22 protein-coding genes and 2 pseudogenes are annotated in these 23579 nt (G+C 71.3%); 10 read left to right on the top strand and 14 right to left on the bottom strand.

Annotation, left to right across the window (positions count from 1 at the left end; all coding sequences use genetic code 11):
* Positions 1–81: 81 nt before the first annotated feature.
* The 4 genes from ACFVYN_RS11450 to ACFVYN_RS11435 all read right to left on the bottom strand — a co-directional run bounded on the left by ACFVYN_RS11450 (position 82) and on the right by ACFVYN_RS11435 (position 4341).
* Entirely contained in the window at positions 82–1032 is a 951-nt protein-coding gene (locus ACFVYN_RS11450) for a cytochrome c oxidase assembly protein (protein WP_389995919.1), read from the bottom strand.
* Positions 1033–1135: 103 nt separating this feature from the next.
* Positions 1136–2161 carry a 6-phosphofructokinase gene (locus tag ACFVYN_RS11445; protein ID WP_389995917.1) on the bottom strand — a complete coding sequence of 342 codons (1026 nt, stop codon included), beginning with the start codon at positions 2159–2161 and terminating at the stop codon, positions 1136–1138.
* 196 nt (positions 2162–2357) lie between these two features.
* Complete coding sequence (locus tag ACFVYN_RS11440) at positions 2358–3086, bottom strand: glutamine amidotransferase (protein ID WP_352386931.1); 729 nt, start codon at positions 3084–3086, stop codon at positions 2358–2360.
* A gap of 16 nt (positions 3087–3102) precedes the next feature.
* A complete protein-coding gene (locus ACFVYN_RS11435) occupies positions 3103–4341 on the bottom strand; it encodes a MurT ligase domain-containing protein (RefSeq protein WP_352386929.1) in 1239 nt (412 codons plus the stop codon).
* A gap of 112 nt (positions 4342–4453) precedes the next feature.
* Here ACFVYN_RS11435 and def point away from each other — a divergent pair, with 112 nt between their 5' ends.
* On the top strand, positions 4454–5008 hold the full coding sequence (gene def, locus ACFVYN_RS11430) for a peptide deformylase (RefSeq protein ID WP_389995915.1): 555 nt from the start codon (positions 4454–4456) through the stop codon (positions 5006–5008).
* A 55-nt stretch (positions 5009–5063) separates the two neighbouring features.
* Here the strand turns inward: def and ACFVYN_RS11425 are convergent, their stop codons facing one another.
* On the bottom strand, positions 5064–5708 hold the full coding sequence (locus tag ACFVYN_RS11425; protein WP_389995912.1) for a TetR family transcriptional regulator: 645 nt from the start codon (positions 5706–5708) through the stop codon (positions 5064–5066).
* Positions 5709–5880: 172 nt separating this feature from the next.
* On the opposite strand from ACFVYN_RS11425, the gene ACFVYN_RS11420 reads away from it, so the two are divergent.
* On the top strand, positions 5881–7107 hold the full coding sequence (locus ACFVYN_RS11420) for an acyl-CoA dehydrogenase family protein (RefSeq protein WP_352386923.1): 1227 nt from the start codon (positions 5881–5883) through the stop codon (positions 7105–7107).
* Between the two features lie 63 nt (positions 7108–7170).
* Here the strand turns inward: ACFVYN_RS11420 and ACFVYN_RS11415 are convergent, their stop codons facing one another.
* From ACFVYN_RS11415 to ACFVYN_RS11395, 5 genes are all read right to left on the bottom strand, one after another.
* Positions 7171–7407: a DUF6213 family protein gene (locus tag ACFVYN_RS11415; RefSeq protein ID WP_389995909.1), complete on the bottom strand. Its 237-nt coding sequence runs from the start codon at positions 7405–7407 to the stop codon at positions 7171–7173.
* A gap of 25 nt (positions 7408–7432) precedes the next feature.
* Positions 7433–8818 (bottom strand): NADP-dependent succinic semialdehyde dehydrogenase, encoded by a 1386-nt coding sequence (locus tag ACFVYN_RS11410; RefSeq protein WP_389995906.1) that lies wholly within the window; start codon positions 8816–8818, stop codon positions 7433–7435.
* Positions 8819–8889: 71 nt separating this feature from the next.
* On the bottom strand, positions 8890–9351 hold the full coding sequence (locus ACFVYN_RS11405; protein ID WP_389995903.1) for an NUDIX domain-containing protein: 462 nt from the start codon (positions 9349–9351) through the stop codon (positions 8890–8892).
* Entirely contained in the window at positions 9348–10886 is a 1539-nt protein-coding gene (locus ACFVYN_RS11400; protein ID WP_389995900.1) for an ATP-dependent DNA ligase, read from the bottom strand. Before ACFVYN_RS11400 ends, ACFVYN_RS11405 begins: the two co-directional genes overlap by 4 nt.
* 51 nt (positions 10887–10937) lie before the next feature.
* A complete protein-coding gene (locus tag ACFVYN_RS11395; protein ID WP_389995898.1) occupies positions 10938–11885 on the bottom strand; it encodes an NAD(P)/FAD-dependent oxidoreductase in 948 nt (315 codons plus the stop codon).
* A 64-nt stretch (positions 11886–11949) separates the two neighbouring features.
* Here ACFVYN_RS11395 and ACFVYN_RS11390 point away from each other — a divergent pair, with 64 nt between their 5' ends.
* From ACFVYN_RS11390 to ACFVYN_RS11355, 8 genes are all read left to right on the top strand, one after another.
* Positions 11950–12522 carry a helix-turn-helix domain-containing protein gene (locus tag ACFVYN_RS11390; protein WP_389995894.1) on the top strand — a complete coding sequence of 191 codons (573 nt, stop codon included), beginning with the start codon at positions 11950–11952 and terminating at the stop codon, positions 12520–12522.
* Positions 12523–12620: 98 nt separating this feature from the next.
* Positions 12621–14273: a dolichyl-phosphate-mannose--protein mannosyltransferase gene (locus ACFVYN_RS11385; protein ID WP_389995891.1), complete on the top strand. Its 1653-nt coding sequence runs from the start codon at positions 12621–12623 to the stop codon at positions 14271–14273.
* A gap of 62 nt (positions 14274–14335) precedes the next feature.
* On the top strand, positions 14336–15172 hold the full coding sequence (locus ACFVYN_RS11380) for a prephenate dehydratase (protein ID WP_389995888.1): 837 nt from the start codon (positions 14336–14338) through the stop codon (positions 15170–15172).
* Between the two features lie 174 nt (positions 15173–15346).
* Positions 15347–16315 (top strand): NADPH:quinone oxidoreductase family protein, encoded by a 969-nt coding sequence (locus tag ACFVYN_RS11375; protein ID WP_389995884.1) that lies wholly within the window; start codon positions 15347–15349, stop codon positions 16313–16315.
* On the top strand, positions 16312–17493 hold the full coding sequence (locus ACFVYN_RS11370) for an acyl-CoA dehydrogenase family protein (RefSeq protein ID WP_389995881.1): 1182 nt from the start codon (positions 16312–16314) through the stop codon (positions 17491–17493). Before ACFVYN_RS11375 ends, ACFVYN_RS11370 begins: the two co-directional genes overlap by 4 nt.
* On the top strand, positions 17490–18572 hold the full coding sequence (locus tag ACFVYN_RS11365; protein WP_389995878.1) for an acyl-CoA dehydrogenase family protein: 1083 nt from the start codon (positions 17490–17492) through the stop codon (positions 18570–18572). The genes ACFVYN_RS11370 and ACFVYN_RS11365 overlap by 4 nt, the downstream gene beginning before the upstream one ends.
* Positions 18573–18753: 181 nt before the next feature.
* A complete protein-coding gene (locus ACFVYN_RS11360) occupies positions 18754–19611 on the top strand; it encodes a phosphatidylinositol-specific phospholipase C/glycerophosphodiester phosphodiesterase family protein (protein WP_389995875.1) in 858 nt (285 codons plus the stop codon).
* Between the two features lie 131 nt (positions 19612–19742).
* A complete protein-coding gene (locus tag ACFVYN_RS11355; RefSeq protein ID WP_389995873.1) occupies positions 19743–19937 on the top strand; it encodes a hypothetical protein in 195 nt (64 codons plus the stop codon).
* Between the two features lie 11 nt (positions 19938–19948).
* On the opposite strand, the gene ACFVYN_RS11350 is transcribed toward ACFVYN_RS11355, so the two are convergent.
* From ACFVYN_RS11350 to ACFVYN_RS11335, 4 genes and pseudogenes are all read right to left on the bottom strand, one after another.
* Positions 19949–21187, bottom strand: coding sequence for a phosphodiester glycosidase family protein (locus ACFVYN_RS11350; protein WP_389995870.1), 1239 nt, complete (start codon positions 21185–21187; stop codon positions 19949–19951).
* An 80-nt stretch (positions 21188–21267) separates the two neighbouring features.
* A pseudogene (locus ACFVYN_RS11345) lies at positions 21268–21674 on the bottom strand (DUF779 domain-containing protein); the annotation flags it as partial.
* Between the two features lie 120 nt (positions 21675–21794).
* Positions 21795–22961, bottom strand: a complete 1167-nt coding sequence (locus ACFVYN_RS11340; protein ID WP_389995867.1) for an NUDIX domain-containing protein — start codon at positions 22959–22961, stop codon at positions 21795–21797.
* A 401-nt stretch (positions 22962–23362) separates the two neighbouring features.
* Positions 23363–23579 (bottom strand): annotated as a pseudogene (locus tag ACFVYN_RS11335) (transcriptional regulator); the annotation flags it as partial.

The raw sequence follows: 23579 nt of genomic DNA, 5'->3' as shown, positions 1-23579 counted from the left end.
CGCGAAGTGCCATGACCGCTCCCCCCGGCGGTTCCCCCAACGCGCTTCATGCTACTGAATGCTTCGGAAAGGCGAAGCCTTTCACTGCTCGCGGGTGCTCAATGAGGCCAAATAGGCGTTGTACGCCTCGAGCTCCTTGTCGCCGTCCCGGTCGGCGGCCCGGTCCGTGCGCTTGGCCTGCCGCTGTTCGGAGCCGTACCACTGGAACAACAGTGCGATCAGGACGAGTACGGACGGAATCTCGCTGAACGCCCAGGCGATACCGCCGGCGTAGTTCTGGTCGGAGAGCGCGTCGATGCCGAGCGAGGCGGGCGGGTTCTTGAACGTCTCCACCATGGGCTCGGACGCCATCATCAGCGCGATGCCGAAGAACGCGTGGAACGGCATCCCCGCGAACAGCTCCAGCATCCGCATCAGATACCCGGGCCGCTGCGGCCCCGGGTCGACGCCGATGATCGGCCAGAAGAAGACGACACCGACGGCGAGGAAGTGCACCATCATCGCGATGTGTCCGGTCTTCGACCCCATCAGGAAGTCGAAGATCGGCGTGAAATAGAGGCCGTACAGGCTCGCGATGAACAGTGGGATGGTGAACGCCGGATGCGTGATGATCCGCATGTACCGGCTGTGCAGCAGCGCGAGCAGCAGCTCACGGGGCCCCTTGCGCCCCCGGCCCGCGACGGGCAGCGCCCGCAGAGCCAGGGTGACCGGGGCACCGAGCAGGATGAGGATCGGCGACAGCATGCTGATCACCATGTGCTGCACCATGTGCACGCTGAACATGACCATTCCGTAGTCGTTCAGCCCGGTGCACATCATCAGCGCGATGGTGAGCACACCGACCACGTAGGAGACGGTCCGCGCCACGGACCACGAGTCGCCCCGTCGCCGCAGCCGCACGACTCCCCACACGTACAGACCGAGGGCGAGGAGGCAGGCGACGAGGAAGAAGGGGTCGGTCGACCACTGAAGCCCTCGTCCCAGCGTGAACGGCGGCAGATCGTGCGTCATGCCGTGCCCGCTGTGGTCCATCGCGGCGGCTCCTGATTCGTGGGGGTTGTGCAAGTCTGTCCGGACCCAGACTAAGACCGCCCCCGGTCACCTCCGGGACCGGGGCCCACCACCGCGCTGCGGCCTACAGCACGCACTCCGCCTCGGCGTACCGGTCCTCCGGCACCGTCTTCAACGTCTCGACCGCCTCCGCGAGCGGCACCATCACGATGTCGGTCCCCCGCAGAGCGGTCATGTGGCCGAACTCCCCACGGTGCACGGCCTCCACCGCGTGCCAGCCGAACCGGGTGGCCAGCACCCTGTCGTACGCGGTCGGGGTACCGCCGCGCTGCACATGACCGAGGATGACCGGCCGGGCTTCCTTCCCCAGCCGCTGCTCCAGCTCGATCGACAGCTGGCGGGCGATCCCGGCGAAGCGCTCGTGGCCGTAGATGTCCTTGGCGCCCTCGTCGAAGGCCATGGAGCCGGGGGCCGGCTTGGCCCCCTCGGCGGCGACGACGATCGCGAACCGCTTTCCCGCCTCGAACCGCTCGCCGACCCGCCGGGCCAGCTCCTCGATGTCGAAGGGACGCTCCGGTACGACGATGGCGTGCGCGCCGGCCGCCATCCCGGAGTGCAGCGCTATCCACCCGGTGTGCCGTCCCATGACCTCGACGACGAGCACCCGCTGGTGGGACTCGGCGGTGGTCTTCAGCCGGTCGAGGGCCTCGGTCGCGACACCGACGGCCGTGTCGAACCCGAAGGTGACGTCCGTGACCGCGATGTCGTTGTCGATGGTCTTCGGCACGCCCACGATCGGCAGACCGGCGTCCGACATCAGCCGGGCCGCCTTGAGCGTGCCCTCACCGCCGATGGGGATGATCGCGTCGAGTCCGAGCTCCTCGACATGCCCCCTGGCCCGCTCCACGCCGTCCCGCAGATGCGAGGGCTGGACGCGGGAGGAGCCGAGGATCGTGCCGCCGCGGGCCAGGATGCCGCCCACCGCGTCGAGGTCGAGCTTGAGGTAGTCGCACTCCAGGAGGCCCTTCCAGCCGTCCCGGAAGCCGATGACCTCGTCGCCGTGGTCGGCGACGGCACGGTGCACGACGGACCGGATGACGGCGTTCAGGCCGGGGCAGTCGCCGCCGGACGTGAGGACACCAATGCGCATAGCCGCGGGAACCTTCTCAGCGAGGGGACGTGGCACGGGTCCGGACCACGCTGTCCGGCTCGAACCCCGCCACCCTAACGGCAGGAGGGGGCGGGGCCGAAGAACGCGTCCGCCTGCTGGACGGCCCCGCTCACCTGTGCGGACTTCTCGTCAGACGGGCCGGTGACAAACGCCTGGAACCCAGGTGAACTTCCGGTCAGGCGGGCTGCTGAGCGGCCGTGATGCGCTCGTTGCGCAGGGCCTCGTACCAGCGGTCGTCGGTGGGCGGCAGTGCGTTCACGTCGAGGGCCAGCTTGAGCAGCAGGTCCGCGATCTGCGGGTTCCGCGCCAGCACGGGTCCGTGCATGTACGTACCGAAGACCGTGTCGTTGTACGCCCCCTCCGTACCGTCCCCGGTGCCGTTGCCCTTGCCGAGGCGGACGTTGGCGAAGGGGCGGGCGGTGGGGCCGAGGTGGGTGACGCCCTGGTGGTTCTCGAAGCCGGTCAGCGGGGGCAGGCCGAGGCGCTGGTCGATGTCGGCGAGCACGTCACCGACGCACCGCTCGCCCTCACCGCGCACGGAGACCACGTCGAGCAGGCCGAGGCCGGGCTCGCGCTGGCCGAGATCGTTGATGAACTCGTGGCCGAGGATCTGGTAGCCGGCGCACACCGAGAAGACGATGGCGCCGTTGCCGACGGCCCGGTGCAGACCGCCGTCCCGGCGCAGCCGCTCGGCCGCCAGCCGCTGGGGCCGGTCCTCGCCGCCGCCGATCAGGTAGATGTCGCCGGAGGTCGGGATCGGCTGGTCGCTGCGCACGTCCAGGCGGGCCACGTCGAGACCGCGCTGACGGGCCCGGCGCTCGATGACGAGGGCGTTGCCCTGGTCGCCGTAGGTGCTGAGCAGGTCGGGGTAGATCCAGACGATCCGCAGTTGGTTGTCGCTCACAAAAGTCCCCTGTGTCTCAGTTGCCGACGCGGCGGCGCAGGTCCTGGAAGGCGGTGTAGTTCGCGATGACCTCGATGCGGCCGGGCGGGCTCATCGACACGGCCTGGTCGAGGTTGTCGCAGACCTGGAAGTTCTGGTTCGCGACCTCGAGGCGCACCGCGAGGTCCAGCTTCCGGTCGCCGATCACGCAGATCGGGTGGCCGGTGAGCCGGGTGTAGTCCACGTCCCACAGCCAGGAGGTGTCGGTGCCGTCGGCGCCGCGGGCGTTGACGGAGAGGATCACCGGGGTGGGCGGCGGGTCGATCAGGCTGAACGTCTCGAGCCAGCCGGCCGGGTTCTTCGCGAGCAGCAGCCGCAGGTCGCGCTGCTGGAACTGGACCACGTCATACCGTCCGGCCACGGCCTGGACCTGGTACATGCGTTCCAGGGCGACCTGCGGCGGCACACCGAAGACGGCGGCGACGGCGGCGGAGGAGGCGGCGTTGGCCTTGTTGGCGCGGCCGGGCAGCTGGAGGTGGATCGGCCAGGCGGAGCCGTGCGGGTCGAGCACATGGTCACCGGAGAGCGCCCAGCTGGGCGTGGGCCGACGGAACCCGCACTCGCCGCAGAACCAGTCGTCGCCCGGCCGCTGCATCACGCCACCGCAGGACGGGCAGGACCAGGCGTCGTCCTTCCACATCTGGCCTGCGGCGACCCAGATGACGTTGGGGGAGGAGGAGGCGGCCCACACGACGAGCGGGTCGTCGGCGTTGGCGACGACGACGGCCTTCGAACCCGCGAGCCCCTCGCGCCAGTTCTCGGCGAGCATGCGGGTCTCGGCGGCGCGGTCGAGCTGGTCGCGGGAGAGGTTCAGCAGGGCGATGCACTTGGGGTCGGTGTCCCGGGCCACGCCGGCGAGGTACTTCTCGTCGACCTCGATGACGCCGTACCGGGCGTCCGAGCCACCGGCGAGCGCCGAGGTGATGCCGGCGGGCATGTTGGCGCCGAGGGCGTTGGAGACGACGGGCCCGGCGGCCCCGAGCGCCTCCGCGATCAACCGGGTGGTGGTGGTCTTTCCGTTGGTCGCCGAGACGAGGACGACGTCCAGGTGCTGGGCGAGCCGGGCGAGGAGGTCGGGGTCGAGTTTGAGGGCCACCTTGCCGCCGATGACCGAACCGCTGCCGCGACCCGCGGCCCGGGATGCCGCCGCGACGGCCTTGCCCGCCGTCACGGCCAGCTTGGCCCGCGGCGAGAGCGGGTCCGAGTTGCCTGTCATCAGATCTCGATCCTCCTTGCGTACGCGCCGCGCCTCAGCCTCCGGCCACGTGGTGTGGACCTCAGCCTATCGAGATCCGTAGGCACTCCCGAATCGCCGTACCCTTGCGGCCATGCGAAACGGCTCCATTCCGGGCACGCGGGGGCGCGTCCGCGCGGTCACCCTGCTCGGCACCCCGGTGTTGCACACCCCCTGCGAGGACGTCACGGACTTCGGCCCCGAACTGGCGACGCTGGTGGAGGACTTGTTCGCGACGATGTACGCGGCGCAGGGAGTCGGCCTGGCGGCGAACCAGGTGGGCGTGCCGTTGCGCGTCTTCGTCTACGACTGCCCGGACGACGAGGAGGTCCGCCACCTGGGACATGTGGTGAACCCACGCCTGGTGGAGACGGACGGTGTGGTGCTGAGGGGCCCCGAGGGCTGCCTGTCGTTGCCGGGCCTGGAGGCGGGAACGGAGCGTCACGACCACACTGTCGTGGAGGGTTTCACGATGACGGGCGAGCCCGTGACGATCGACGGCACGGGGTTCTTCGCGAGATGCCTACAGCACGAGATGGACCACCTGGAGGGCAGGGTCTACGCGGACCGTGTGAAGGGTTGGCGCCGTGGCCGATTGCTACGACAGGTTGGGCGAGCCGCTTGGCACACGGGGCCTGATCCCACTTAGGGGCGCGGGGAACTGCGCGACCAGCCCCCACTGCCCCGCAGACGTCACACGACGATCAGAACCCCGGACCTCCGACCTTGTCCCTCACGGCCGCAAGCCGCCCCCACAGCAGATCCGCCAGACTCTTCACCAACTCCGCCCGCGGGCAAGGCCGTTCCCCCAGCCACCAGTCACCCGCCGCGTACATCATCCCGACGATCCCGTGCCCCCACACGCGGGCCAGCAGCTGGCTCCCGGGCCCGAGGTCCAGCCGTTCCTCGATGACCTGCCCCAACTCTTCACCCATCCTGCGCAGCAAGGGCGCGGAATGCTTACCGACATCGAACCCCTGCTCCCCGACCTGCCCCCCCTCGGCGGGGTGCATCAGGAACCGGTACACCTGGGGCCGGGCCTCGATCGCGGCCAGGTACGTGTCCAACGTGGCCTCGACCCGCTCACGCCGGTCCGCGGGAGCGTCCAGCGCCGCCCGCAGCGAGTCCAGGAGGGCGTCGGTGTGCCGCTTGGCAAGCGCAGCGTAAAGTCCTCCCTTGTCACCGAAGTGCCGATACAGAATCGGCTTGGTGATGCCGGCTTCCGCGGCGATGGCGTTCATGGAGGCATGCGGGCCGTCGCGCAGCACCACTCTGTCCGCGGCCTCCAGCAGTTCGCGCCGGCGGCGGTCGGCGGACCGCTGCTGATCGGTCCGCTGTGTGGTGTCCATGAGCTCTCCCCACCCGTACTGAATCGGTAACGCCTGCGCAAACTAACACTCGACCGGCGCTCGGCATCGAACAGGCTGCTGACTGGCCATGGGGAGTTGACTTTTACTACCCGTGGGTAACAGACTCGGGTTACCGCAAGTAACACGCACGTGCGTCGCCGCTGGAGGGGACATGGCCGAGTTCACCATGGAGCTCAACGACGAACAGAAGGAGGTCCGGGACTGGCTGCACGGCTTCGCCGCCGACGTCATCCGCCCCGCGGCCGCCGAATGGGACGAGCGTGAGGAGACTCCCTGGCCGGTCATCCAGGAGGCCGCGAAGGTAGGCATCTACTCCCTCGACTTCTACGCCCAGCAGTACTTCGACCCCACCGGGCTCGGTATCCCGATGGCGATGGAGGAGCTGTTCTGGGGCGACGCGGGCATCGCCCTGTCGATCGTGGGCACCGGTCTCGCCGCCGTCGGCGTCCTCGCCAACGGCACCGAGGAGCAGATCGGCACCTGGATCCCCCAGATGTACGGCGACGCCAACGACGTCAAGGTCGCCGCGTTCTGCTCGTCCGAGCCGGACGCCGGTTCCGACGTGGCCTCCATGCGCACGCGTGCCGTCTACGACGAGGCCAAGGACGAGTGGGTGCTCAACGGCACCAAGACCTGGGCGACCAACGGCGGTATCGCCAACGTCCATGTCGTCGTCGCGGTCGTCGACCCGGAGCTCGGCTCCAAGGGCCACGCCTCCTTCATCGTGCCGCCGAACACCCCCGGGCTGTCCCAGGGCCAGAAGTTCAAGAAGCACGGCATCCGCGCCTCGCACACCGCCGAGGTCGTGCTGGACAACGTCCGGGTGCCCGGCTCCTGCCTCCTCGGCGGCAAGGAGAAGCTCGACCAGCGTCTCGCCCGGGCCCGGGAGCGGGCGAAGAGCGGCGGCGAGCGCGTGAAGAACGCGGCGATGGCCACGTTCGAGGCGTCGCGGCCCGCCGTCGGCGCGATGGCCGTGGGCACCGCCCGGGCCGCCTACGAGGTCGCCCTCGACTACGCCAAGACCCGTGAGCAGTTCGGGCGGCCGATCATCGACAACCAGGGCGTGGCCTTCCAGCTGGCGGACATGCGCACCTCCATCGACGCGGCCCGGCTCCTGGTCTGGCGTGCCTCCTGGATGGCGATCAACGGGAAGCAGTTCACCGCCGCCGAGGGCTCGATGTCGAAGCTCTTCGCGAGCGAGACGGCGAAGAAGGTCACGGCGCAGGCGGTCCAGATCCTGGGCGGCAACGGCTACACCCGGGAGTACCCGGTGGAGCGCATGCACCGCGACGCCGCGATCTACACCATCTTCGAAGGCACGAGCGAGATCCAGCGACTGGTCATCGCCCGGACCCTGTCCGGCATGTCCATCCGCTGACGGCGCCGGGCCGGGGCACGGGCGCCCCGGCCGCAGCGCGGGCCGAAGCCGGGACCGCAGCTCCTACGGCGTCCCACCGCTGCTGTGCGCGATGCACGCCACGTCGATCCGGTCGGCGAGCTTCGCGAGCTCGATGGTCAGGGCGGCGACCGTGTCCTCGTCCAGCCCGTCGGCCCCGGCCTCGACCAGGTGCAACCACCGCCCGCCAAGACTGCGGAGCAGCTTGCTCACATCGGCCGCGGCCACCTGTAGGGTCCCGCGGTCGTCGACGATCAGAGGCAGAGTCACTTCGCGGTTCACACCCGGGATGGTAACCGCGCAAGTGTCACGCTCCGTGCCAAACCGTCGTGATGTTGCAGAACTCCCTGATTCCGTGCCCGGACAGCTCACGCCCGTACCCGGACCGCTTCACCCCGCCGAACGGGAACGCCGGATGCGAGGCGGTCATCCCGTTGACGAACACCCCGCCGGCCTCCAGATCCCGTACGAACCGGTCGACCTCGGCTTCGTCCCGGGTCCACACGTTGGAACTCAGCCCGAACGCCGAGTCGTTGGCGATCAACACCGCCTCGTCCAGGTCGGCCGCCCGGTACAGCGTGGCCACCGGACCGAAGGTCTCCTCGCGGTGGATGCGCATCTCGCGGTTCACGTCGGCGACGACGGTCGGCGGGTAGTACCAGCCGGGCCCGTCGGGCCGCTCCCCGCCGCACAGCACGCTCGCCCCGCTGCGCCGGGCGTCGTCGACGAGTTCCTCCAGGTCGGTCCGTCCCTGCTCGCTGGAGAGCGGCCCGACCTCGGTGTCCTCCTCCAGCGGGTCGCCGACCTTGAGGGCCTTCATGCCCTCGACGAACCGCTCGGCGAACCGGTCGTAGACGTCCGTGTGCACGATGAACCGCTTGGCGGCGATGCAGGACTGCCCGTTGTTCTGCACGCGCGCGGTCACCGCGATCTCGGCGGCCCGGTCGACGTCCGCGGACGGCATGACGATGTACGGGTCGCTGCCGCCGAGCTCAAGGACGGTCTTCTTCACCATGTCCCCGGCGGTGGAGGCGACGGCCCGCCCCGCGGGCTCACTCCCTGTGAGCGTGGCCGCCTTGACGCGTTCGTCGCGCAGGATGTCGTCGATCGCGCCGGACCCGACGAGCAGGGTCTGGAAACAGCCTTCCGGGAAGCCCGCCTGATGGAAGAGGTCCTCCAGGAACAGGGCGGTCTGCGGCACGTTCGAGGCGTGCTTGAGCAGGCCGACGTTGCCCGCCATCAGCGCGGGCGCGGCGAAGCGGATCACCTGCCACAGCGGGAAGTTCCACGGCATCACCGCGAGCACGGGGCCGAGCGGCCGGTAGCGGACCAGGGCGCGGGAGGCCCCGGAGTCCTTGACGTCGTACGCGGCGGGCTCCTCGTCGGCCAGCAGCGACTCCGCGTGCTCGGCGTACCAGCGCATCGCCTTGGCGCACTTGGCGGCCTCCGCGCGGGCCTGCTTGACCGGCTTGCCCATCTCGGTGGTCATGACCCTGGCGATGTCCTGCGTGGCGTCGTCGAGGAGCTCGGCGGCCCGGTTCAGGAGACCGGCACGCTCGGCGAAGGACGTGGTGCGGTAGGTGCGGAACGTGGCCTGGGCGAGCTGGAGCCTGCGCTCGATCTCCTCCTCGCCCATGGCCTCGTACGTCTTGAGCGTCTCGCCGTTCGCCGGGTTCACCGTCGCGATGGGCATGACCGACCTCCTGAAGAGCTGACTGTGCTTCGACCTTCCCGCGCGGCGGGGGCGACCGCAACGCGTGGACATCAGGCCGAGTGCTCAGCCAGCCGGTCGAGAAACGCGGCCTGCGCCTTCACGATCACCGCCCGGGCCCGGTCGAGCCCGAACCACTCCACCCGGTCCAGCTCGGGGAACTCCTGGGTCCGCCCGGACTTCGGCGGCCACTCCATGGCGAACACCCCCGGAACCACGGTCGCCGGATCGAGGTCCGCTTCGACCGCCCACGCCGTGACGACCTTCCCGTTCGTCTGCCGGACCTCTCCCAGAGGTACGGCCTCCCCGTCGGGCGGCGGCAGCCCGAGCTCCTCCTGGAACTCCCGGCGGGCCGCGGCCCAGGCCGCCTCCGAGTCCGGCTCGTACTCGCCCTTCGGGATCGTCCACGCTCCGGCGTCCCGCCGCGCGAAGAACGGGCCGCCCATATGGCCCAGCAACACCTCCAGGCCGTCACCGGTGTGCCGGAACAACAGCAGGCCCGCGCTCGTCCTCACGGCCTCACCTCGGGATGCGCGGCCAGCAGCGTCTCGACCGTGTCGGCGTCCTCCGGCCGTTTGTCCTCCCGGTAGCGGACCACGCGGGCGAAGCGGAGGGTGACGCCGGCCGGGTAGCGGGTCGACTTCTGCAGGCCGTCGTACGCGATCTCGACGACGAGTTCGGGCCGTACCGTCACCACATAGCCGCTGCTGTCGACGGCCAGCTCCTGGAGCCGCTCGGTCTGCCAGGTGAGCATCGCGTCGGTCATGCCCTTGAAGGTCTTGCCGAGCATGGCGAAGCCGCCGTCGGCCGTGCGGGCGCCTAGGTGCAGGTTGGAGAGCTTGCCGGTGCGGCGGCCGTGGCCCCACTCGGCGGCCAGCACGACCAGGTCGAGGGTGTGCACGGGCTTGACCTTCAGCCAGGACGCGCCGCGCCGGCCCGCGCTGTAGGGCGCGTCGAGGGACTTCACGACGACTCCCTCGTGGCCGCGCTTCAGGGTCTCGGCGAGGAACTCCTCGGCCGCCGGGATCTCCTGCGGTCCCGACACCAGGGTGCGCCGCACCCGCATCGGCTCCGGCACCAGCCGGGCCAGCTCCGCGTGCCGCTCGGCGAAGGGCAGGTCGAGGAGGTCGCGGCCGTCGACGGACAGGGCGTCGAAGAAGACGGGGGAGACGGGGACCGCCTCGGCGGCCGTCGTCACGTCCACACGGGAGCCGACCCGGCCCGCGGTCTCCTGGAAGGAACGCGGCCGCCCGTCCTCGTCGAAGGCGATCACCTCGCCGTCCAGGATGAACCGCTCACCCCTCAACTCCAGTGCGGCAGCCGTCAGTTCGGGCAGCCGGTCGGTGATGTCGTCGAGGGTGCGCGTGTACAGCCGTACGACATCGCCGTCCCGGTGGATCTGCACGCGGATGCCGTCCAGCTTTTCCTCGACCGCGCAGGTGCCGAGCTTGTCGACCGCCTCGGCCACCGAGGAGGCGCTGTGCGCGAGCATCGGCAGGACCGGGCGGCCGACGGTGAGACGGAAGCGGTCCAGGGCGGACGGGCCCTCGGCGAGCAGGGCCTCGGCCACCGTCTGGAGCGAGCCCGCGAGCATCACGGCACGGCGTACGTCGGCGGGAGGTGTTGCCGTCGCCTGGGCGAGTCCCTCCGTGGCGACCGCGTCCAGCGCGCCCTGCCGTACCTCCCCGCTGATCAGCCCGAACAGGAACCGCTGCTCCTCCTCGGTGGCCGCGCCCATCAACTCACCCACCAGCCGGGTGCGTTCGGCCTGGGAGCCCGCGCCCGCGACCTTGCCCAGCTCGCTGAACAGGGCGTCCACCTCGCGCACGGTCAGGGTCGGTTCGGCGGCCGGGGTGACCGGGCGGCTCAGCACCTTCCAGCCGACGCCGAGCCGGCCCTGCGGGAGCCGTCCCGCCAGGTACGGGATGACGATCGGCACGTCGTCCGCCTCGGCGTCGCGGAACAGCTCGGCGAGGAGCGCGATCTTCCGGGACCGCGCCGAGGTGGCGGCGACCTCCTGGGACACGTGGGCCAGCCGGGCAAGCAGCATGCATCCAGGGTGCACCGGAGGAGGCGGGTCTACACCCCGGCCACACCCCGACTATGTCCCTACGGCCGCGTCCAGATCGGTCATCAGCAGCTCCCCGTTGATCGTGGCCGCCGCCCGGTAGCCCGCGCTCGCCGCGTTGATCACCTGCTCGCCAAAGCCGGCCGCGTTGCCCACGGCGTACACGCCCGGCACGGTGGTCTGCCAGTTCCCGTCGACCACGGGATAGCTGCCGAAGGGCGTTTCCTGGAGTTCGGCGCCGAGGCGCTCCAGCAGGCCGGTGCGCGGGACGGCCCGGGGCGCGGTGAACACGACCTCGCGCGCGTGCGTCGTGCCGTCGGTGAGGCGCACGGCGGTGAGCCGGTCCTCGGTCACCACCAGCCCGGCGACCTCGCCCGGCACCACCTGGACGCCGGCCGCGGCCAGCCTGCGCAGGTCGTCGTCCGTCAACGCCTCCTCCGTGACCTGGTGCAGGAACAAGGTCACGTCCTTCGACCACTGGGAGACCATCAGCGCCTGGTGCACGCTCAGCGGGGTCGTGGCGAGCACGCCGAAGGCCCGGTCGCGGACCTCCCAGCCGTGGCAGTACGGACAGTGCAGGACGTCCTTGCCGAAGCGCTCGGCGACCCCGGGCATGTCCGGGAGCACGTCCTCGAGGCCGGTCGCGACGATCAGGCGACGGGCCCGGACCACGCGTCCGCTCGCCAGGGTCACGGCGAAGCCCGGGGCGACCTCGGTCACCCGGTCCCGGACCAGCTCGACGCCGTAGCCCCTGATCTCCTCGCGGCCGAGCGCCAGGAACTCGGCGGGCGGGATGCCGTCCCGGGTGAGGAAGCCCTGCAGGTGTGCGGAGGGCGCGTTGCGTGGTTCGCCCGCGTCGACGACCAGGGTGCGACGCCGGGCCCGGCCCAGGACCAGGGCGGCGGACAGCCCCGCCGCGCCGCCACCGATCACGATCACTTCGTAGGTCTCGTCGTAGGTCTCGTCGTATGTCTCGGTCATGCCGTCACGGTCGCTCCGCGGATGCGGGATTGACAAACTGCTTTGCCGATTCTGCAATACGGGTATGAGTACCGACGACGTTCTCGCCGAAGTGGGACCCAGGCTCAGGCGGCTGCGCAAGGACCGGGAGGTGACCCTCGCGGCCCTGTCGGAGACGACCGGCATCTCCGTGAGCACGCTCTCCCGTCTGGAGTCCGGCCTGCGCAAGCCCAGCCTGGAACTGCTGCTGCCGATCGCCCAGGCCCACCAGGTGCCGCTGGACGGACTGGTCGGCGCCCCGCCGGTCGGGGACCCCCGGGTGCGGTCGGCGCCGCTGGAACGGCACGGGCGCACCTTCTGGCCGCTCACCCGGCAGCCCGGCGGTCTCCAGGCCTTCAAGGTGCTGGTGCCGCGCCGCGAGGAGGAGCCGGAACTGCGCACCCACGAGGGCTACGAGTGGCTGTACGTGCTGGCGGGGCGGCTCCGGGTGGTGCTCGGGGACCACGACGTGGTGATGACGGCAGGGGAGGCGGCCGAGTTCGACACCCGGGTGCCGCACTGGTTCGGGTCGACGGGGGAGGGCCCGGCGGAGTTCCTCAGTCTCTTCGGGCCGCAGGGGGAGCGGATGCACGTACGGGCCCGTCCCCGGAAGGCGTGAGGAACTCCGCCCGCCGGCAGGTAGGTTCACCGGATGGACGAGATACCGCCCCGGGCACAGGTGACGGCACGGCAGGTCGCCCGGTGACGAGCAGCGACGTGACTACTTCCCCCGTCGTGGACACCCCTTCTTCGACGACAGCGCCCCGGGACTGGGAGGCGCGCCTTCGACGGTTCGGGTACGCGGCCCGTCCGGGTCCCGACCTCCGCGAGCGCCTCGTTCCGCGTTTTCCGAAGCGGTCGGTGTGGGACTGGCTGGGTCCGGTGCTCGTCGCCGCCCTGGCCGGGGGGATCCGTTTCTGGCACCTCGGCCGGCCGCGGGCCGTGGTCTTCGACGAGACCTACTACGCCAAGGACGCCTGGTCGCTGCTGCGGCTCGGCTACGAGGGCAGCTGGCCGGACCGCAAGATCGCCGACCCGCAGATCCTCGGCCACCCGCAGGTCGTCTCGCTCTCCGACACGGGGGCGTTCGTCGCGCACCCGCCGACGGGCAAGTGGGTGATCGCCCTCGGCGAGTGGATGTTCGGCCTCACCCCGTTCGGCTGGCGCTTCATGACGGCGGCTCTCGGCACCCTGTCGGTGCTGATGCTGTGCCGCATCGGACGCCGGCTGTTCCGTTCGACCTGGCTGGGCTGTCTGGCGGGCGCGCTCCTCGCGGTGGACGGTCTGCATGTGGTGATGAGCCGTACCGCGCTGCTGGACCTCGTCGTCATGTTCTTCGTCCTGGCGGCGTTCGGCTGCCTGCTGGCCGACCGGGACCACGCGCGCACCCGGCTCGCGGCCGCCCTGCCGGCCGGCGAGGACGGCCGCGCGCGCCCGGACGAGCAGACCGCCGACCACACCGGGACCGGATGGCGTCCCTGGCGGCTCGCCGCCGGCGTCCTCCTGGGGCTGGCGGCCTCCACCAAGTGGAACGGCCTGTACGTCCTGGTCTTCTTCGTGGTCCTGACGGTGCTGTGGGACGTCGGCTCCCGCCGCGTGGCCGGTTCGCCCCGCCCCTACCTGGCGGTGCTGAACAGGGATCTCAGCTGGTCCCTCCTGTCCCTCGTCCCGGTCGCGCTGACGGCCTATCTGGCGACCTGGACCGGCTGGTTCCTGTCCGACGACGGCTACGACCGCCACTGGGCCGACGGCCGCGGTGGCACCTGGTCCTGGATCCCCGCCCCACTGCGCAGCCTGTGGCACTACGAGTCCGCCGTGTACGACTTCAACGTGGGCCTGCATACCCCGCACAAGTACCAGTCCAATCCCTGGAGTTGGCTCGTCCAGGGCCGCCCCGTGCTGTTCGACTACCAGTCCCCGAAACCCGGCCAGGACGGCTGCACCACGGCGGTCGACTGCTCCCGGACGGTGCTCGCCCTCGGCACCCCGCTCCTGTGGTGGTCGGCGTGCGGCGCCCTGATCTACCTGCTCTTCCGCTGGGCGCTGCGCCGCGACTGGCGGGCAGGGGCCGTCCTGTGCGCGGTGGGCGCGGGGTATCTGCCCTGGTTCCTGTACCAGGACCGTACGATCTTCTCCTTCTACGCGGTCGTCTTCGTGCCCTACCTGTGCCTGGCCGTGACGATGACGCTGGGCGCGATCGTGGGACCACCGGGGGCGGGCCGCGGACGGCGCACACGAGGCGCGGTGGCCGCGGGCACCCTCGTGCTGCTGATCGCCTGGAACTTCGTGTACTTCTTCCCGCTCTACACCGGGAAGACGATCCCGTACGCCGGCTGGCACTCCCGGATGTGGCTGGACACCTGGATCTGAGGACGGGGCCTCCCTGATACGTTACGGAGCTTCTGCCGCCCGACGACAAGAGACCGAACCCCGTGACGACCGTCGCTTACCAAGGTGAACCCGGATCCAACTCGGCGACCGCCGCGCACACCCTGTACCCCGGGTGCGCCGAGCAGCCCTGCACGGGTTTCGAGCAGGCGCTGGACGCGGTGACGCTCGGCACGGCCGACGTCGCCGTGATCCCGGTGGACAACTCCGCGGCGGGACGGGTGGCGGACGTCCACCACCTGTTGCCCGAGTCGGGGCTGTTCATCATCGCCGAGCACTTCCTCGCCATCCGCTTCGACCTGATGGGCGTGCCCGGGGCGACAGCGGACCAGGTGGAGTGCGTACGCAGCCATGTGCACGCCCTCGGGCAGTGCCGCAAGGTGCTGCGGGAGGGCGGCTGGCGCACCCTCGTCACCGACGACACGGCCGGAGCGGCGCGCGAGGTGGCCGAGCTGACGGATCCGCGGCACGCGGCGCTCGCCCCGCCCGCGGCGGCCGGACTGTACGGCCTGGACGTGCTGCGCGCCGGGGTCGAGGACGACCCCGACAACACCACCCGGTTCGTCGTCCTGTCCCGGGAGGCCGTCGTGGCCCCGGACACCGGGCAGCCCACGATGACGAGCCTGTTCTTCTCCGTGCGCAACATCCCCAGCGCCCTCTTCAAGGCGCTCGGCGGGTTCGCCACCAGCGGGGTGAACCTCACGAAGATCGAGAGCTACCAGATCGGCGCGGGCCTGAACGCCAGCCGTTTCTACGTCGAGATCGAGGGCCACCCCGACGAGCCGCACGTCGCCCTCGCCCTGAACGAACTGCGGTTCTTCTCCACCGAGGTGCGCCTTCTGGGTGTGTACCCGGCCCATCCGCACCGGCTGGAGCACTGAAGACGGGCTGAGCGACCCGGTTCGGGCCCAGGGGGCCGGCCTCGGCCGGCCCCCCTTTTTGTGGATGCCGACACTTTCCCCGGTCGACTGTTCCCTGATCGGCAAGCGACCGCTTAGTATGCGGAGGACCCCGGTCAGACCCGGCATGACGACGCAGTCCCGTGGAGGCCCCCCATGCAGGCTTGGCAAGTGCACGAGAACGGTGAGCCGAGCGAGGTGATGCGCCTCGCGGACGTGGCGCGGCCCGTGCCCGGCGACGGCCAGGTCCTGCTGAAGGTGCGCGCCGCGAACATCAACTTCCCGGACGTGCTGATGTGCCGCGGCCACTACCAGGTCCGCCCGCCGCTGCCCTTCACGCCGGGCGTGGAGATCTGCGGCGAGACCGAGGACGGGCGCCGCGTGATCGCCAACCCCGCGCTGCCGCACGGCGGTTTCGCCGAGTACGCCGTCGCGGACGCCGCCGCTCTGCTGTCCGCGCCGGACTCGCTGGACGACGCCGAGGCCGCCGCGCTGCACATCGGCTACCAGACGGGCTGGTTCGGTCTGCACCGGCGGGCTCATCTGGAGGCCGGTGAGACGCTGCTCGTCCACGCTGCCGCGGGAGGGGTCGGCAGCGCGGCCGTACAGCTCGGCAAGGCGGCCGGGGCCACCGTCATCGGTGTCGTCGGCGGCGCCGACAAGGCCGTCGTGGCCCGGGAGCTGGGCTGTGACGTGGTGATCGACCGGCGGAGCGAGGACGTCATCGGCGCTGTCAAGGAGGCCACCGGCGGTCGGGGCGCCGATGTGGTCTACGACCCGGTCGGCGGTGAGGCCTACACGCAGTCGACCAAGGTCGTCGCCTTCGAGGGCCGGATCGTCGTGGTCGGCTTCGCGAGCGGCACGATCCCCAGCCCGTCGCTCAACCACGCCCTGGTGAAGAACTACGCGATCCTGGGCCTGCACTGGGGTCTGTACAACACCAAGAACCCCAAGCTGGTCCAGCACTGCCACGAGCAGCTCACCGAACTGGCCGCCCGGGGCGCCATCAAGCCGCTGGTGAGCGAGCGGGTGCCCCTGACGGGGGCTGCGGACGCCGTGCAGCGCCTCGGCGACGGGGTGACCACGGGCCGGATCGCCGTCGTACCCACGGGAGCACAGGCATGACCGACGCAGCCGAACTGAGGCGCCGCACCGCCGAGTTGCTGGCCGCGAACCCGCCGGCGGCGACCGACCGCCTGGACTTCCTGAAGGCCCGCTTCGACGCCGGGCTCGCCTGGGTGCACTACCCCGAGGGGCTCGGCGGACTGGGTGTGCCCCGCTCCCTCCAGGCCGTCGTGGACGCCGAGCTGGAGGCCGCCGGCGCTCCCGACAACGACCCGCGGCGCAACGGCATCGGCCTCGGCATGGCCGCGCCGACGATTCTCAGGTACGGCACCGAGGAGCAGAAGCAGCGCTTCCTGCGGCCCCTGTGGGTGGGGGAGGAGATCTGGTGCCAGCTGTTCAGTGAGCCCGGCGCCGGCTCCGACCTCGCCGCGCTCGGCACCCGGGCCGTGCGGGAGGGCGACAGCTGGGTGGTCAACGGGCAGAAGGTGTGGACGTCCGGCGCCCACAACTCCCGCTGGGCCATCCTCATCGCCCGCACCGACCCGGACGTGCCCAAGCACGCGGGCATCACCTACTTCATCTGCGACATGACCGACCCCGGCGTCGACGTCCGCCCGCTGCGGCAGATCACCGGCGAGGCCGAGTTCAACGAGGTCTTCCTCACCGACGTCCGCATCCCCGACTCCCGCCGCCTCGGCGAGGTCGGCGACGGCTGGCGGGTCGCGCAGACCACGTTGAACAACGAACGCGTCGCGATCGGCGGCATGCGGCTGCCCCGCGAGGGCGGCATGATCGGCCCGGTCTCCAAGACCTGGCGCGAGCGTCCCGAACTGCGCACCCAGGACCTGCACCAGCGGCTGCTGAAGCTCTGGGTGGACTCCGAGGTCGCCCGCCTCACCGCCGAGCGCCTGCGCCAGCAGCTCGTCGCCGGACAGCCCGGACCCGAGGGCGCCGGCATGAAGCTCGCCTTCGCCCGCCTCAACCAGGAGATCAGCGGCCTGGAGGTCGAACTGCGCGGTGAGGAGGGCCTGTTGTACGACGACTGGACCCTGCGCCGCCCCGAACTGGTGGACTTCACCGGCCGCGACGCCGGTTACCGCTACCTCCGCTCCAAGGGCAACAGCATCGAGGGCGGGACCAGCGAGGTCCTGCTGAACATCGTCGCCGAGCGCGTCCTGGGCCTGCCGGCCGAGCCGCGCACCGACAAGGACGTCGCCTGGAAGGACCTGTCCCGATGAGCGCACAGCCCGATCTGCTGTACTCGGAGGAGGAAGAGGCGCTGCGGGCCGCCGTACGGGACCTGCTCGCCGACCACTGCGACGCGCCGGGTGTGATCGCCCGCACCGAGTCGGACACCCCGCACGACCTCGCCGCCTGGAAGGCCCTCGCCGACGGCATGGGCCTCGCGGGACTCCTGGTCCCGGAGGACAAGGGCGGCCAGGGCGCCTCGCACCGCGAAGTCGCCGTCGTCCTGGAGGAGTTGGGCCGCGCGGTCGCTCCCGTGCCCTATCTCACCAGTGCGGTCGTCGCCACCGAGGCCCTGCTCGCCTGTAACGCCGACGAGCTGCTCGCCGAGCTCGCGTCCGGGCGGAGGATCGGCGCCCTCGCCGTCGCCCTGAACGTCGCTCCGGGCGGTGCCTACAAGGTCGTACGCCACGAAGGCGGGGCTCTGCACGGGGAGTTGACCGCGATCGCGGACGCGCGGGCGGCCGACGTGCTGCTGGTGCCCGCGGACGACGGTGGTCTGTACGCGGTGGACGCCTCCTCCGCGACCGTCACCCCGCAGATCTCGTTCGACCTGACCCGCCCGCTCGCGACCGTCACCCTCGACGGGGCGCGGGGCCGTCTGCTGGGTGACGCCGAAGTCGCCGTGCACCGGGCGCTGCGGGCCGGGGCCGGACTGCTCGCCTCCGAGCAACTCGGGCTCGCCGAATGGACGTTGACCGAGACCGTGCGCTACCTCAAGGAGCGCAAGCAGTTCAACCGGCCCGTCGGCGGCTTCCAGGCGCTCAAGCACCGGCTCTCCCAGCTGTGGCTGGAGGTCGTCAACCTCCGGGCCGCCGCCCGCAACGCCGCCGACGCGCTGGCCACCGGTGAGGACGCCGAGGTGGCGGTCGCCGTCGCGCAGGCCTACGCGGCGTCCGTCGCCGTCCACGCCGCCGAGGAGGCGCTCCAGCTGCACGCGGGGATCGGCATGACGTGGGAGCACCCGGTCCATCTGTATCTCAAGCGGGCCAAGGCCGACTCGATCGCCTACGGTACGACGGGGGCCCATCGCGCCCGGTTGGCCGAACTCGTCGACCTCCAGGCGCCCTGAGCGTCACCCGGTGAACGCCGGTGAAGCCCGCCCCACCTGGGGCGGGCTTTTCCGTGCGCCCGCGCGGAAGGAGTGAACGGGCGGCGGCAGTCCGGCCAACTCCTGGCACGTACAGGTCCATTGGGGGCCGAAGGGCCCCATACTCCCTGTGGTTGCGACCCGCCCCACAGGGAGGCAGAACATGGCCCTCATCACCCGCCGCAGAGCCCTCACCACCGTTGGCGCCGCGGTCGCGGCGACCCTGGCCCCGCCCGTCGGCAACGCATGGGCCGACGGCCACAGGCACCGCCCCCGTCCGCTGTGGCGGGCCCACGCCCACAACGACTACGAGCACCCGCGCCCCCTCCTCGACGCGCTCGACCACCGATTCGGCAGTGTCGAGGCCGACATCTTCCTCGTCGGCGACCAGCTCCTCATCGGCCACACCGTGGACGACCTCGACCCGACGCGCACCCTGGAGTCCCTCTACCTCGACCCGCTGGCCAGGATCGTCAAGGCCAACCACGGTTCCGTGTACCGCGGTTACCGCCGGCCCCTCCAACTGCTCGTCGACATCAAGACCGAGGGCTCCTCGACCTACCTCGAACTCGACCGCCATCTGCGCCACCACCGGCACCTGTTCACGACGTACGTGCACGGCAAGGTCGTTCCCGGTCCGGTTACCGCCGTGATCTCCGGCGACCGCGCCGCCCGCATCCCCATGGAGGCCCAGCCCGTCCGCCGGGCCTTCTACGACGGCCGGCTCACCGACCTCGGCAGCTCGGCGCCCGCCTCTCTCATCCCGCTGATCAGCGACAACTGGACGCTCAACTTCACCTGGCTCGGCGCGGGTGTCTTCCCCGACGCCGAGCGGCTAAAGCTGCGGAGCCTCGTCCAGCAGGCCCACGCGCACGGGCAGAAGGTGCGGTTCTGGGCCACCCCGGACCTCGCCGGACCCGCCCGGGACGCGCTGTGGGCCGAACTCCTCGCCGCCGGGGTCGACTACCTCAACACCGACGACCTGGCGGGCCTGGAGGCCTTCCTGGACGCCCACCGGTAGGCGCCTTCGAGAGGGCGTGGACACCACTCGTTCGGAGGACACTTCAGCCGCCCGGACGAACCCTCCGCTACGCCACACTTGCGGCCGAACGCCGCGAAACGGACTTGTCGGCGTGGCGGAGGAGGCTGTCCATGGCGATTTCCCTTTCTGTACTGGTGCTGCTGTTGATCCTGGCGGTGGTCTTCCTGCGCAGCGGCGGCCTCAAGGTCTCCCATGCGCTGGTGTGCGCGCTGCTCGGCTTCTATCTGGCCAGTACGAGCCTCGCGCCCACCATTCACAGCGGCGTCGCGGCGACGGCGGACATCGTCAGCGGTCTGCGCCCCTGACCGGCGCCGCGTCAGGTCGTCGAGAAGACCCCGATGCCGTTCGCCACGGCCCGCTCGGCACCGCCCGAGGGGTGGTTGAGGGCGGTGACGGCGCCGGCGCCCGGCTTACGGGCGGCCATCGTCGTGGAGCCGCCCCCGTCCATGTTGAAGGCGTCGACCGATCCCAACGTCCGCATGGTGTCCGCGACTTCGGCGATCGTCAGCCCACCGCGATAGTCCGGCGCGCCGTCCAGCGCGAGGAGGTACAGTCGCCGGCCGCCGTCCGCGATGCCCACCGCCGTGCGCACAGCGGACGTGGTGTCGTCGAGGCCGGGCAGCGGTCGGCCGCCTTCGAGCACCGGATAACCGCCGATCGCGAAGCGGTACGGGGTTCCCGCGGAGGCCGCGACCAGTTGGTGCCGCACCGTCACCGCCGAGCCGACCGAGAGCTTCCGCAGTTGCTGCGCGCCCGCCTCCCGGCCCACGAGCACGGTGGTGCCGTCGGCGATCGGCCCGCTGCCCGGGGTGTCGGCCGTGGCGACGACCTGCCCGTTACGGACCGTCACCTCGTGGGTGTCCGTACTGCACGGGGCGGCCCGGTCCCGGTCCGTCCCGCACGTCGCCCGCACCCGGGACGCGCCGCCCCAGTCCGAGGTGAACGCCCCGACCGAACCGACGGGCAGCGCGTACTGGTTCAGCCCGCGCAGCGGCAGCTGCCCCTCGGGCGTCTTCACCGACCCGTCGAGTGCCAGGGCGTCCAGGCGGGCCAGGCGGTCGGTGCCCACGCCGAACACGTCCTTGGTACTGGTGCCGGGCGGCAGCGCGGGCCCGAAACGCTGCCCGTTCGGCACCGCCGCCTTCAGCGCCCGGCCCTGCGCGATCGCCGGGCCCACGCTCGCGCCGGTGGCCTCGACGCCCGGGTGCTGGGTCTCCGAGACGTTGAAGAAGTCGCCGTTCACCCCCGCGAGCGCCCCCTGCGCGGTGGCCAGCCGGGACACCGTGGCCCGCGCGGCCACCGCCCCCGGATACAGCAGTTCCACCCGCACCCGCGGATCGCCCAGGTCCACGCGGATCACATGGGCGTGGGCCACCCCCGCGGCCGCGGAGACGTCGAACTGTTCGTAGTCCACGCCCGCCGCGAGCTGTGTCCACCCCGGCGCGGCGCCGGCCGGTGCCGCCCCCACCAGGGCCGCACCGGCCAGCGTGCCCAGTGCCGCGAGAAGTGTCAGTACCGATCTGCCTGCGCCAAAACGTCTTTGACGGTGCGTCACACAGCTCTCCCTGAGGTCGTGTCGACTGTCCCAGAACTCAGGGGAAGTGCACCAGACGACGGCGACCCGTGGGGCTGCTCTGCGCCGACCACACGCGAACGGACGAGGAAACGCACCCCCTCGGGTGCCTTGAGGCAGAATCCGCCGCCCCGGCCCTCGACGACATCGACTATCAGCCGGGTGTGGGCCCACACTCGATCAGCCGGGCGTGGGCCCACACCTCGTACTGGCTCCTCGACATCCAGAAGGTCACCGGTTCCCCGGCCCCCGCCACGTCCAGCTCGGCGAGCAGCACGTCCGAGCCGCCGGTGCGGAACTCGCCCGCCGTGAGGCACAGCGGCGCACTGCCGTCACAGCAGCCGCCCGGCTGATGGAACATCAGCGGCCCGTGCGCCTCGCGCAACCGCCGCAGCAGCTCGGCTGCCGCGGCCGTGAACTCGACGCGCGGCACCTCGTCGTATCCGGCACGTGCGAAATCGTCGTCCATGGTCGTCGAGTGCAGCACGGGGAAGGTCGCGAGGGGGTTGCACGACGCGGTGCTTCAACGCGGTACAAGTGGAACCCCGCTGCGATCGGCCCACCCAGAACATCCGCTTGACCAAGTCGATCAGCCGGCGAACGGCGTGAAGTGGGCCGGAGTGTGGTCGATCGGCAGGTCCGGGCGCCAGGCGGTCAGGCCCTGGGCGCTGCACACGAAGAGGTTCTCCGGGAGCCGGTCCAGCGCGAACCAGCGCCAGTCGCCGACGCGTTCGTCCGGCTGGTCCGACGGCTCGCCCCGCCACGCCGTGACCTGGGCCGCCACGGTCATCCGCACCACGCCGGCGACCTCGTCGAGGAGCGTGCCCAGAAGCCGGACGTCGGCCGGGCGGGCCTCGGTCCCGGTCTCCTCGCGCAGTTCCCGCACGACCGTCTCCGCCAGCGATTCCCCGGGCTCCACCGTGCCGCCGGGCAGCTCCCAGGTGCCGCGCCGGTGCCGGCCGAGGAGCAGTCCCCGGGGCCCGTACAGGATGGCGCCGACGCCGATCGCCGCGTGCGGTACCGGACCGCGGGCGCTGCGCTCGCGGGAGGAGACCCGGACCGGCCGGGTCACCCGGAAGATCCGGTACGAGGCGCGGTTGCCCTCCGCCGGCGCGTCCAGGACGTCGACGCCCTCGACCCGCAGGCCGTACTCGCCGAGCATGTCCGTCCACAGCTCCGGGGTCAGCACCCACATCCGCACGGTCACCTCCCCGCCCCCGGCGAGCCGCAGGATCTCGGGCCGGGACTCGACGACCGAGGAGGGCCCGTCGCCGCGCGCGTTGGTGTGCAGCACGGTGAAGCACAGCCTCCCGCCGGGCCTGAGTGCCGTGGCGAGGGCGGGCAGCAGCCGGCGGGGCTCGATGTACGGCACCGCGTCGACGGAGTAGACGACGTCGTACGGCTCCGCAGTGCGGAGGTGCTCGACGGCGTCGGCCCTGATCAGGCGCAGGCCGGGCAGGGAGTCGTAGCGGGCGCCGGCGCGTGCGTGCTGCGTGGGGGAGGAGTCGACCGCGTCCACCGAGGCTCCGTACGTCCGGACCAGGTGCGCCGCGTGCCGCCCCGGACCGCAGCCCAGGTCCAGCACCCGCCGCCCGGCGAGTTCGCCGAGGATCTCGGCGCCCTGGCCGGTGCCCCGCGGCCCCCAGTCGAACCGCGCCAGCTCCGGCAGCACCGTGCCGTGCCGAAGATGGTGGTCGCCGTAGGCGTGCCATGCCTCGGCGTTGACGGACTCGGGGTCGAGGGGGCGCGTGGTCAACGTGTCTCCCGGGTGCGTTGGTCGAGGCTCGGAAGCCTATGCGAGCGCCGGCCCCGCCGATGCGGTGGCGCTGCGGCTCGGCAGCGTCCCGGCCCGGACTCCTCCGCCTCTGGACGACGTCCTGCTCGCCCTTCACGCCGACGCGATGGCGGACTCCACCGCGGCCGAGCGCTGATGATTCCCCGGTCGATACCCAGGCCGCCCCTTCAGCCGCAGCCAGGTGATGCGCGGACTGCACGCTCACGGCATCCGGCTCCGGATGGCACGCGGCACCGCGCTGGTCGAGCCGGCCCCCGAACCGCCTGCCATGGTCGTCAGTCGCTTCCTCTGCGTCCGCCAGGCAACCGCTGAGATCGCTGAACGCGCGGCTGACGACCGGCTCGGGTCCCCGGTCCGGGACGTCAGGGGGTGAGCTGTTGGTGTCCGATGACGGAGAGCAGTTCGAGTTTGCTGTGGCTGTCCGTGCCGGGGCGGGTGGTCAGTGCCGCCAGGGTCTGGGCGCGGTTCTCGGTGTACAGGAGCTGGGCGTCGACGTCGATGCGGCCGAGTTCGGGATGCAGGACGGTCTTGCAGTCGTCGTAGCGCTGGGCGACCTCCTGGAGTTCCCACATGCGGGCG

This window comes from Streptomyces sp. NPDC058307 (assembly GCF_042880295.1).
Lineage (GTDB): Bacteria > Actinomycetota > Actinomycetes > Streptomycetales > Streptomycetaceae > Streptomyces.
Note: the sequence above shows the minus strand (reverse complement) of the source record. Positions and strands in the feature narration are given on the sequence as shown.